The 5936-nt window shown below is 61.9% G+C and carries 7 protein-coding genes; all 7 read left to right on the top strand.

What is annotated here, in order from left to right:
- Positions 1 to 245 (top strand): TOBE domain-containing protein (locus tag AC1DH9_RS19845; protein ID WP_477808635.1); only part of this gene is annotated, 245 nt, incomplete at its 5' end.
- Complete coding sequence (locus AC1DH9_RS19840; protein ID WP_477808634.1) at positions 242 to 1114, top strand: ABC transporter permease; 873 nt, start codon at positions 242 to 244, stop codon at positions 1112 to 1114. The genes AC1DH9_RS19845 and AC1DH9_RS19840, both read left to right, overlap by 4 nt.
- Before the next feature lie 3 nt (positions 1115 to 1117).
- A complete protein-coding gene (locus AC1DH9_RS19835; RefSeq protein ID WP_427540336.1) occupies positions 1118 to 1912 on the top strand; it encodes an ABC transporter permease in 795 nt (264 codons plus the stop codon).
- A gap of 15 nt (positions 1913 to 1927) precedes the next feature.
- Positions 1928 to 2218, top strand: a complete 291-nt coding sequence (locus AC1DH9_RS19830; RefSeq protein WP_427540339.1) for a (2Fe-2S)-binding protein — start codon at positions 1928 to 1930, stop codon at positions 2216 to 2218.
- Positions 2215 to 3567 carry an FAD/NAD(P)-dependent oxidoreductase gene (locus AC1DH9_RS19825; protein ID WP_427540342.1) on the top strand — a complete coding sequence of 451 codons (1353 nt, stop codon included), beginning with the start codon at positions 2215 to 2217 and terminating at the stop codon, positions 3565 to 3567. Before AC1DH9_RS19830 ends, AC1DH9_RS19825 begins: the two co-directional genes overlap by 4 nt.
- The gene (locus AC1DH9_RS19820; protein WP_427540345.1) at positions 3564 to 4715 is read left to right on the top strand and encodes an NAD(P)/FAD-dependent oxidoreductase; all 1152 of its coding nucleotides are present in this window, start codon (positions 3564 to 3566) and stop codon (positions 4713 to 4715) included. Before AC1DH9_RS19825 ends, AC1DH9_RS19820 begins: the two co-directional genes overlap by 4 nt.
- A gap of 14 nt (positions 4716 to 4729) precedes the next feature.
- Complete coding sequence (locus AC1DH9_RS19815) at positions 4730 to 5773, top strand: ABC transporter substrate-binding protein (RefSeq protein WP_427540348.1); 1044 nt, start codon at positions 4730 to 4732, stop codon at positions 5771 to 5773.
- The last annotated feature ends 163 nt before the right edge of the window (positions 5774 to 5936 follow it).

The raw sequence follows: 5936 nt of genomic DNA, 5'->3' as shown, positions 1-5936 counted from the left end.
CCCTCAGCCTGCGCCCGGAAAAGATCGATATGCTCGACGCCGGCAGCGGTCGTCTGCAAGGGCGCATCCTGAGCCGCTATTTTCTCGGCAGCCAATGGCTGTATCGCATCGAGACCGCTGTCGGTGAACTGACCGTGGTCCGCCGAAACGACGGCAGCGCCCCGCTGGCACAAGGCACTGCGGTAGGACTCGACTGGCAGGCCGAACTATTGCGCGTACTCGCAGCTGATGAGGTGTCGGCATGAGCACCCTTGCCGCCATGCGCCAAGGCGGGCGCGGTTACCTGCTGTCGATGCCGGCAATGCTGTTGTTCGTCTGCCTGTTGGTCCTGCCGCTGTGCCTGACGCTGGTGTTGTCCTTCAACGTCTTCGACTACCAACTCGGAGTGAAAAGCGGCGCCTACACCCTCTCCCACTACATCGGCCTGTTCAGCGACTCGTACTTCTACGAGATCTTCTTGCGCACGTTCTGGATCAGTGCCGTGGTGACCTTTCTATGTGTGCTGATCGGCGTGCCCGAGGCCTACATTCTCAGCCGCATGGGGACACCGTGGCGCTCGATCTTTTTGATCCTGATCCTCACCCCGTTGCTGATTTCGGTGGTGGTACGGGCCTTCGGCTGGAGCCTGTTGCTCGGTGCCGACGGCTTGGTCAATCAAGCCATTCAGGGACTCGGCGGGCGTCCGGTGAAGCTGCTCTATACCTCCTTCGCAGTGATCATCGCACTGGTGCACGTGATGCTGCCGTTCATGATCATCCCGATCTGGACCTCGCTGCAAAAACTCGACCCGGCCGCCGAACAGGCGGYGCTGTCCCTCGGTGCCAGCCAGGCCAAGGTCATGCGTTTGGTGGTGTTGCCTCAAGTGATGCCCGGCGTGCTCTCAGGGACGCTGATCGTGTTCGGCCTGTCAGCCAGCTCCTTCGCCATCCCCGGCCTGCTCGGCGGACGACGGCTGAAGATGGTCGCCACCGTGGTCTACGACCAATACCTGTCGGAGCTGAATTGGCCCATGGGCGCGACCATCGCGGTGGCCCTGTTGCTGGCCAATCTGCTGATCATGCTGACCTGGAACCGCATGGTCGAAAGCCGCTATAAAAAAACCTTGGGGGAATAAGGCATGTCCAGAAACGGTCCTCTGTCGCTGGGTTTCCATACGCTGGTGGTGCTGTTCATGATGGCCCCGCTGGTGGTGGTCTGCCTGGTGGCCTTCACCCCGGAAAACACCTTGAGCCTGCCCACTTCCGGCTTCTCTTTGCGCTGGTTCAAAGCCGTCTTCGAACGTGCCGATTTTATCCACGCGTTCTACAACAGCCTGATCCTGGCTTTCGTCGCAGCGTCCCTGGCGACGCTGATCGCAGTGCCCGCCGCACTGGCGATCACTCGCTACACGTTCCCGGGCCGGGATTTTCTCAACAGCGTGTTCCTCTCGCCGATCATCATTCCGCACCTGGTGCTGGGCGTCGCACTGCTGCGCCTGTTCGCCCTGATGGGGGTCAATGGCAGCTTCACCTGGCTGATGCTGGCCCACGTCGTCATCATCACGCCGTACGTGTTGCGGCTGGTCATTGCCGCCGCCATCGGGATCGATCGCAGCGCCGAACAGGCCGCCGAATCACTGGGCGCCAGCCGCTTCACGCTGTTCCACCAGATCACCTTGCCAATGATTCTGCCAGGAGTGGCCGGTGGCTGGCTGTTGGCATTCATCAACAGTTTCGACGAAGTCACCCTGTCGATTTTTGTCAGCTCACCGGCAACCCAGACACTGCCGGTGCGCATGTACGTCTACGCCACCGAATCCATTGATCCGATGATGGCCGCCGTCTCGGCGCTGGTGATTGCATTGACCGCAGCGACCATGATTCTGCTCGACCGGGTCTATGGTCTGGACCGGGTCCTGGTCGGCAAACATTGAAAGGAAAGGACTGAGATGGCGTTGCTCAAACGACTGGCCGAACAGGATCGACCGGGGCTGGCTTTTACCCTCGACGGTCAACCCGCCACAGGCCTGCAGGGCGACACCCTGCTGACGGCAGTGCTGACCTGCACCGAGCACTTGCGTGGCAGCGATTTCAGCGCCGAACCACGCGCAGGTTTCTGCATGATGGGCGCGTGCCAGGATTGCTGGGTGCGCCTGGACGATGGCCGCCGCGTGCGCGCCTGCTCGACCCTGCTGGAAGCGGGACAGGTCGTCAGCCGTGAACCGGGGCGCAAGCCATGAGCGTCGTTATCGTGGGCGCTGGCCCCGCCGGGATTCGTGCTGCGCAAACCTTGCTGGCGCACGGCGTCAAACCGTGTCTGGTGGATGAAGCGCCACGCGGCGGCGGCCAGATTTATCGCCGCCAGCCGGAAAATTTTCGCCGTTCGGCGCAGCAGCTGTATGGCTTCGAGGCCTCGAAAGCCGAGTCGATTCATCGTGCTGTCGATGAGCTGGCGACGCAGATCGACTACCGCCCCGAGACACTGGTATGGAATGCCGAAAATGCTCGGCTGGATACTCTGAGCAATGGTCGCTGCGGGGTTGTGGATTATTCCCGACTCATCGTCGCCACCGGCGCCACTGATCGCATTCTCCCGGTGCCGGGCTGGACTTTACCGGGTGTGTACAGCCTCGGTGCTGCGCAAATCGCGTTGAAGTACCAAGGCTGCGCCATCGGGGAGCGCGTGGCGTTTTGTGGCAGTGGGCCTTTGTTGTATCTGGTTGCCTATCAATACGCCAAGGCCGGCGCAAAGGTCGTGGCAGTGCTGGACAGCGCACCGTTCACAGCCCAATGCCGAGCCTTGCCTGCCTTGCTGGGTCAGCCCGGCACCTTGGCTAAAGGCATGTATTACCGCAGTTGGTTGACCGCCCACGGCATCCCGGTGCATCAGGGGACAACCCTCGAACGCATCGACGGCGAGCAGCGCGTCAGCGCCGTAGCCTGGCGTCAACGTCAACACCAACAACGACTGGAATGCGACGCGGTGGCGTTCGCCCACGCCCTGCGCAGTGAGACGCAACTGGCCGATCTATTGAGCTGTGAGTTCTACTGGAGCGAATTGAACCGAGCCTGGTTACCGCTACGCGACAGTGCCGGACGCAGCACGGTCGAGGGCGTGTATTTAGCCGGTGATGGTGCCGGAATCATGGGCGCCGACGCCGCGGAAATGACGGGCGAGCGCGCCGCCCTGGCGCTGCTCGAAGACTGCGGGCACCCGGTCGACAGCGCCCGCAGCAAGTACCTGGAACAAAAACTTGTCGCCATCGAACGCTTTCGGCATGGCCTGGAAACAGCGTTCCCCTTCCCGGCCGATTGGGCGGCGCAGGCACCGGACGAACTGATCATCTGTCGCTGCGAAGAAGTCTCGGCCGGTGAGGTGCGGACCGTCGTCGATGAAGGCCATTGGGAACTCAACCGGGTCAAGGCCCAGTGCCGGGTCGGTATGGGTCGGTGTCAGGGGCGGATGTGCGGCGCGGCGGCGGCAGAGATCGTCGCCCAGCGCAGCGGCCGGGCGCTGGCCAGTGTCGGCCGGTTGCGCGGCCAGGCACCGATCAAGCCGCTGCCGTTCGGTGTGGAGGTCGAGTCATGAGCACGCTGATAGAAACCGATGTGGTGATTCTCGGTGGCGGTATTGTCGGTGCTTCGGCGGCCTTGATGCTCGCGCGCAAGGGTCAGCAGGTCGTGCTGCTGGAGCGCGACTTTTGTGGCTCGCACGCCAGTGGCGTGAACTACGGCGGCGTACGTCGTCAGGGTCGGCCACTGAGTCAATTGCCACTGTCCCAGCGTGCCCACGAGATCTGGGGCAACTTGCATGAACTGATCGGGATTGACGGCGAGTATGTGCGCTCGGGGCATCTCAAGCTCGCCCGCAGTCATGCGGACATGACCGCGCTGCACGCCTACGCCGAGGCCAGTCGCGGCTTTGGCCTGGGGCTGCAACTGCTCGATCACGCCGAGTTGCGCGCACGTTTCCCGTGGGTCGGTGATGTCGCGGTCGGCGCCTCGCTGTGTCCAGACGACGGTCACGCCAATCCACGGCTGGTTTCTCCGGCCTTCGCCCGCGCCGCACAACGCCTGGGCACACGGGTGTTCGAGCAGACCAAGGTTATACAGGTCGAGCATGACGGGCAGGCGTTCCAGGTGCACAGCGCCAATGGTCTTCAGGTCCGCGCACCATGGCTGCTCAATTGCGCTGGTGCTTGGGCTGGCAGCGTTGCGGCGAAGTTCGGTGAGCCGGTACCGATGCACTCCGGGTATCCGGCGATGCTCGTGACTGAGCCACTGCCTGTGGTCATGGATGTGAGTACCGGTGTCGAAGGTGGCGGCATTTATGCGCGCCAGGTTGCACGCGGCAATTGTGTGTTGGGCGGTGGCCAGGGATTTGCCCTCGGCCCGGAGCAGGCTAGGCCAGGACAGGCGGCAGTGCTCGAGATCCTGCGCAACGCCGCCGAGCTGTATCCGTTTTTGGCGGGTGCCCAGGCGATTCGGACMTGGAGCGGCACCGAAGGTTATCTCCCGGACCGGGAGCCGGTGATCGGCGCCAGCACCACTCAAGCCGGTTTGCTGCATGGCTTCGGCTTCGCCGGGGCGGGTTTCCAGATTGGCCCGGCGGTGGGAGAAGCCTTGGCCGAACTGGTCTGTGCCAGTCACACAACACACCCCATCGAAGCGTTTTCAATCCGTCGTTTTTTATCCACTCCGGCCGCCGTCAGCGGGGACCGTCATTCAATTGCCTAGAGGAAGTCGCGCCAATGAAGAACGTCAATCGTATCGCCCTGTCTTGCCTGCCCTTGGCCAGCCTGCTGCTCACGGCCCCGGCACATGCCGAGCCGACGCTGTATCTGGGCATGAACGGCGGCACCATGGAACGTGTCTATGCCGACAAAGTGTTGCCGGCGTTTGAGAAAGCCAATCACGTCAAGGTCGTGATCGTACCCGGCACTTCCTCGGACATTCTGGCCAAGGTTCAGGCCAGCAAGGACAACCCGCAAATGCACGTCATGTTCCTCGACGACGGCATCATGTATCGCGCCATTTCCATGGGCTTGTGCGACAAGCTGCAGGACAGTCCGCCACTGGCGGACATTCCGGCAAAAGCCAGGATCAAGGATGAGGCCGTCGCCGTCACACTGGGTGTGACCGGTCTCGCGTACAACACGCGAATGTTCAAGGAAAAGGGCTGGACCCCGCCGACCTCATGGATGGATTTGGCCGACAGCCGCTTTAAAGACAAGGTGGTGTTCCAGTCGCTGGCCTCGTCGACCTTCGGCCTGCACGGTTTCCTGATGTTCAACCGCATCCAGGGCGGCAACGAATCCAACGTCGAGCCGGGTTTCAAAACCTGGCCAAAAACCGTTGGCCCCAACGTGCTGGAATACATTGCCAGCTCCGCGAAGATTTCCGAAATGGTGCAAACCGACGAAGCAGCGATCTTCCCGCTGACGCCGACCCAAGTCACCACCCAGAAACTGCTCGGTGTACCGGTTGAATACGCGCAACCCAAAGAAGGCGCAGTGGTACTCAACGTCGCCGAATGCACCATTGCCCACAACGACCAACCGGAACTGGCGCAGAAACTGGCGGCCTTCCTGTTGACCCCGCAAGCACAAGCACCGGCGCTGGAAGAAGGCGACCAGATCCCGTCCAACCCGAAAACCCCGACCACCGACAAGACTCGAGGCCGGGTCGAGGCCATGAACAAATACCTTGAGACGGCCATCTCTATCGACTGGGATCAGGTCAACCAACGGCGGCCGGAATGGAATGCGCGCTGGAGCAAGACGATCGAGCGGTAGGCCACTTCGGTTAACGCCTGCAAAAAGAAAGCACAAACAAAAGGCCCGTAGCGTGGATCGCTACGGGCCTTTTGTTTGCAACCGAGAATTGAGTAGCCCCCTCCCAGCCTGACGGCCTTTTCCCTGGAACAACGGGCGAATCAAAAAGTGCGTAACACACGGC

Source organism: Pseudomonas sp. 05T35, from assembly GCF_056396605.1.
This window is presented reverse-complemented; position numbering and strand designations above follow the sequence as displayed.